Raw genomic sequence first — 4,857 nt, 5'->3', positions numbered from 1 at the left:
GCCCGTGCGCATGAACGACGGCCACATGGCCAAGGTGCCGCTGATGCCGTTCACGCTCGACGGCGAGCGCCCCGGCATCCGCCTGCAGCCGCCGCGCATCGGCGAGCACACGGGCGAGCTGCTGAGGGAAGTGGGCTACAGCGAGGAAGAGATCGCCGCGTTCGAGTCGCGCCAGGCCGGCGCCGCCGGCTGAACCCGCGCGAAACCCCGGATATATAGTTCCGCCGCCATGGACCGCCTGAAGCAACTCGAATCCTTCGTCTCGGTGGCGACCCGCGGCGGTCTCACGGCCGCGGCCAAGGCCGAGGGCGTGGCGCCTGCGATCATGGGGCGGCGGCTCGACGCGCTCGAAGCGCGGCTGGGCGTCAAGCTGCTGGTGCGCACCACGCGGCGCATCACGCTCACGCACGAAGGCAGCGCCTTTCTCGAGGACTGCCAGCGCCTGCTGACCGAATTCGCCAATGCCGAGGCCAGCGTGAGCGCCGGCGGCGTCAAGGCCAGCGGCCATCTGCGCGTGACGGCGCCGGCCGGCTTCGGCCGCCGCCACGTGGCGCCGCTGGTGCCGCGCTTCCATGCGCTGCACCCGGAGGTCACGATCTCGCTCAACTTGAGCGACCGCGTGGTCGACGTGCGCGGCGAGAGCTTCGACTGCGCGGTGCGCGTGGGCGACATGCCCGACTCGTCTTTGGTCAGCGTGCGGCTGGCCGACAACCGCCGCCGCTGCGTCGCCACGCCGGAGTTCGTGCGCCGCCATGGCATGCCGCGGCATCCGAACGAGCTGTCGCGCTTTGCCTGCCTCACGCTGTCGAGCGACGCTTCGCAGACGCGCGGCTGGGCATTCCGCATTCCGCGCGCCCCGGCGGCTGCCGGCGAGGAGGGCGGCGAAGAACTGATCTACCTGCGGCCCGAAGGCCCGCTCGATTGCTCCGACGGCCAGGTGCTGCACGACTGGTGCCTGGCCGGCCACGGCATCGCGTGGCGCAGCACCTGGGAAGTGGAGGCCGAGATCGATGCCGGCCTGCTGGTGCCGCTGCTCGATGAATTCGCCGCGCCGCCCAACGGCATCTACGCGGTCTTCGCGGGCRCCAAGCACCTGCCGCTGCGSGTGCGGCTGTGGCTTGATTTCCTCAAGGAGCAGTACGGACGGCCCGAATTCTGGGGCGGCAGGGCGTAAAGCGCGCGAGCGGCGGCACAATCTGCAAGCATTTGCAACTCATTGAAGAAGAAAGCCATCGATGACCCTCGAAGCCATCCTCGCCTACCTGCATCTGCTGGCCATCCTCACGATGGTCGTCTTCATCTCGAGCGAAGCGGCGCTGTGCCGCGTGCAGTGGCTCAATGCCGCGGTGGTGGAGCGGCTCGCCAAGGTCGACATGGTCTATGGCATGGCCGCCATCGCGGTGCTCGCCACCGGCATCGCGCGCACGGTGTGGGGCGTGAAGGGCACGGCGTGGTATTGGACCAACCCGCTGTTGCATGTGAAGCTCGGCTTGTTCATCATCGTCGGCGTGCTCTCGATCTTTCCGACGCTCACCTACTTCCGCTGGCGCAAGGCGCTGCGCGCCAACGGCACGCTGCCGGCCGAGGCCGACATCCGCAAGACGCGCCGGCTGGTGATGGTGCAGGCCCACCTGATCGCGCTGATCCCGCTGGTCGCCGTGTTCCTCGCGCGCGGCTTCGGCAAGTAGGCGCGCATGGAACGCGCCGGCATCCAGCTCCTGTTTGCCGGCACCATCTTCAGCAGCGCGTTCCTGCTGTTCCTGGTGCAGCCGCTGATCGCCAAGCAGATCCTGCCCTGGTTCGGCGGCTCGGCCGCCGTCTGGTCGACCTGCATGGTGTTCTTCCAGGCCGTGCTGCTCGCGGGCTATGCGTATTCCGACTGGGTCACGCGCCGCCTTCGGGTGCGCGCGCAGGCCGCGCTGCACGTGGGGCTGCTGCTGGCGAGCCTGGCCTTCCTTCCGCTGGTGGTGGCCGCGCGCTGGAAGCCCACCGGCGCCGAAGACCCGGCGTGGCTGATCCTGGGGCTGCTGCTCGCGACCATCGGCCTTCCGTACTTTCTTCTGTCGACCACCGGGCCGCTGGTGCAGTCGTGGGTGGCGCGCACGCCCTGGAGCGCGCGGGTGTACCGCTACTTCTCGCTCTCCAACCTGGCGTCGCTGCTGTCGCTGCTGAGCTACCCGGTGCTGATCGAGCCGCGCAGCTTGCTGCTGCAGCAGGCGCTCGGCTGGTCGTGGGGCTATGGCCTGTTCGCGCTGCTGTGCGCCGGCACGACATTGCTGGTGGCGTACCGCTGGCCGGCGGCTGTGCCGGTTGGCGCGGCGCCCGGCCAGGCCGCGGCCGCCGCCGATAGCGAAAAACCGCCGCGCTGGTCCGACGGCCTGCTCTGGCTCGTGCTGCCGGCGCTGGCGTCGTGGCTGTTGCTGGCCGTGACCAACCACATCACCCAGAACGTCGCGGCGGTTCCCTTTCTCTGGATCGTGCCGCTGTCGCTGTACCTGTTCACCTTCGTGCTGTGCTTCGAGAGCGACCGCTGGTACCGGCGCGGCGTCTTCCTGCCGCTGGCGGCGGGCGTGCTGCTGCTGTGCGCCTTCGGGCTGCAGCACCACATCGGCTCGGACGTGCGCACGGGGCTGCCGATCTATGTCGGCGGCCTGTTCGTGCTGTGCATGTTCCTGCACGGCGRAACCGCCAGGCTGCGGCCGGCGCCGCGCTATCTCACGCGCTTCTACCTGATGCTCGCGCTCGGCGGTGCGCTGGGCGGCGCCACGGTCGGGCTGGTGGCGCCGCATGTGCTGCCGGCGTACTACGAGCTGGGCATCGGCCTGGTGCTGACGGCGCTCGCGGCGGCGGCCGTCCTGCGCCGCCGGAACTGGCTGCGGGCCATGAGCGTGGCATTGGCGGCCGGCTGCGCATACTTCCTGATGGCGCAGATCGCGAGCGACCGGTCGGACGCGCGCCACCTGCTGCGCAATTTCCATGGCGCGCTGATCACCTTCGACATGCGGCGCCTCCATCCCTCGGACAGCGTGCGGGTGCTGTCGCACGGCTCCATCAAGCACGGCGAACAGTTCCTGGACCCGGCCCGCCGGCGCGAGCCCACCACCTACTACGGCGCCACCTCGGGCATCGGCCGCGCGATGGCTGCTGCACCGGCCGGGCCGCGCCGCGTGGGGCTGATCGGCCTGGGCGCCGGCACACTCGCGAGCTACGGCCGCAGCGGCGACGCCTACCGCATCTACGAGATCAATCCGCAGGTGTTCGAGCTCGCGGACAGCGAATTCAGCTTCCTGCGCGACAGCCCCGCGCGCATCGAGCGCGTGCTCGGCGATGCGCGGCTGGCGCTGGAGCGCGAGCCGCCGCAGGGCTTCGACCTGCTTGCGGTGGATGCCTTCTCGGGCGATGCGGTGCCGGCCCACCTGCTCACGGCGCAGGCCATGGATGTCTACCTGCGGCACATGAAGCCGGATGGCATCGTGGCCTTCCATGTGACCAACCGTTTCCTCGAGCTCGCGCCCGTGGTCGCGCGGATCGCCGAGCTGAAGGGCCTGCATGCCGTGCTCGTGAGCGACGACGCCGAAGCCTCGCGGTGGCTCAGCTCGACCGACTGGGTGCTGGTGGCGCGCGATCCCGCCGTGCTGGCACGCGAGCCGGTGCGCGCCGCGGCCTCGCCGATCGTGCTGCGCGCCGGCGTCCGCCCCTGGACCGACGATTTCAACAACCTGCTGAGCGTGCTGAAGTAGCCATGAAAAAGGCCCGCACGCGGCGGGCCCTGTTTGCGCAGGCTGGAGCGCGGTGCGGCTTCAGGCCTTGGCGTCCTTTTCGCACTTCTTCATGAAGCTGTTCTTGGCGGCGCCGGCCAGCGGCTTGCCGTTCTTGTCGACGGCCTTGGCTGCGCAAGCGGGTGCTGCGGCGGCCTTGGTGTCTTTTTCGCACTTCTTGATGAAGCTGCCCTTGGCGGCGCCGGCCAGCGGCTTGCCGTTCTTGTCGATGGCCTTGGATTCGCAGCTCGCGGCGGGCGCTGCCGCGGTGGCGGGCGCTGCGGGGGTGGCCGCCGCAGGAGCGGCGGGGGTCGCTGGGGTGGCCGGCGTGGCCGCAGGTGCGGTGACAGGTGCCGGAGCCTTGACAGCCGGGGCCTTGTCTTGCGCCTGTGCGGCGCCGAAGGAGAGACAGGCGCCCAGGGCGACCAGGGAAAGGAACTTCTTCATGGTGATATGTCCTTGCAAGGTGGGTTGTGACAGGTGCCCCGTCCCGGGGCCGAGGCTTCTAACGGCCCAAGCCAGCGATCGGATGACGATGGTCAACGGCGCCCCGGGTTTGCCCCCGGTAAAATTCGCAGATGCTATTGGTCAAACAGGAGCTGCTCGCGGCGCTCGCGAACACGCTCGAATCCCTCTCGCCCGGCGCTGGCTCCAAAGCCGCGTTCGAGTCGCCCAAGGTGGCTGCCCACGGCGATTTCGCCAGCACGGCCGCCATGCAACTCGCCAAGCCGCTCGGGCGCAAGCCGCGCGAACTGGCCGAGGAGCTCAGTGCCGCGCTGCTCGCCACCCCGGTTTTCGGCCAATGGGTCGAAGCCATCGAGGTCGCCGGCCCCGGTTTCCTCAACATCCGCCTCAAGACGGCTGCCAAGCAGCAGATCGTGCGCGAGGTGCTGGCCGCCGGCAGCGCCTTCGGCCAGCAGCCCGCCACCGGCGAAAAGGTGCTGGTCGAGTTCGTCTCGGCCAACCCGACCGGGCCGCTGCACGTCGGCCATGGCCGCCAGGCCGCGCTCGGCGACGCCATCTGCAACCTGCGCGCCTCGCAGGGCGACACCGTCTGGCGCGAGTTCTACTACAACGACGCCGGCGTGCAGATCCAGAC

The 4,857-nt window shown here is 69.8% G+C and carries 5 protein-coding genes and 1 pseudogene; 5 read left to right on the top strand and 1 reads right to left on the bottom strand.

The window, feature by feature from the left end; genetic code table 11:
- The 4 genes and pseudogenes from AC1DOC_RS19245 to AC1DOC_RS19230 all read left to right on the top strand — a co-directional run.
- A pseudogene (locus AC1DOC_RS19245) lies at window positions 1-193 on the top strand (CoA transferase); the annotation flags it as partial.
- Between the two features lie 36 nt (window positions 194-229).
- Window positions 230-1,174 (top strand): LysR family transcriptional regulator, encoded by a 945-nt coding sequence (locus tag AC1DOC_RS19240; protein ID WP_478130295.1) that lies wholly within the window; start codon window positions 230-232, stop codon window positions 1,172-1,174.
- Window positions 1,175-1,235: 61 nt separating this feature from the next.
- Window positions 1,236-1,688, top strand: coding sequence for a DUF2214 family protein (locus AC1DOC_RS19235; RefSeq protein ID WP_012745621.1), 453 nt, complete (start codon window positions 1,236-1,238; stop codon window positions 1,686-1,688).
- 6 nt (window positions 1,689-1,694) lie between these two features.
- On the top strand, window positions 1,695-3,740 hold the full coding sequence (locus tag AC1DOC_RS19230; protein WP_478130294.1) for a spermidine synthase: 2,046 nt from the start codon (window positions 1,695-1,697) through the stop codon (window positions 3,738-3,740).
- A 60-nt stretch (window positions 3,741-3,800) separates the two neighbouring features.
- Here the strand turns inward: AC1DOC_RS19230 and AC1DOC_RS19225 are convergent, their stop codons facing one another.
- On the bottom strand, window positions 3,801-4,205 hold the full coding sequence (locus AC1DOC_RS19225; RefSeq protein ID WP_418146652.1) for a hypothetical protein: 405 nt from the start codon (window positions 4,203-4,205) through the stop codon (window positions 3,801-3,803).
- Between the two features lie 131 nt (window positions 4,206-4,336).
- On the opposite strand from AC1DOC_RS19225, the gene argS reads away from it, so the two are divergent.
- Window positions 4,337-4,857 (top strand): arginine--tRNA ligase domain-containing protein (gene argS, locus AC1DOC_RS19220; protein ID WP_478130293.1); only part of this gene is annotated, 521 nt, incomplete at its 3' end.

This window comes from Variovorax sp. 01T439_2 (assembly GCF_056398445.1).
This window is presented reverse-complemented; position numbering and strand designations above follow the sequence as displayed.

Excerpts from the sequence above, each read along its gene's own strand:
- AC1DOC_RS19225 (WP_418146652.1), bottom strand. The coding sequence starts at position 4,205 with ATGAAGAAGTTCCTTTCCCTGGTCGCCCTGGGCGCCTGTCTCTCCTTC.
- AC1DOC_RS19235 (WP_012745621.1), top strand. The coding sequence starts at position 1,236 with ATGACCCTCGAAGCCATCCTCGCCTACCTGCATCTGCTGGCCATCCTC.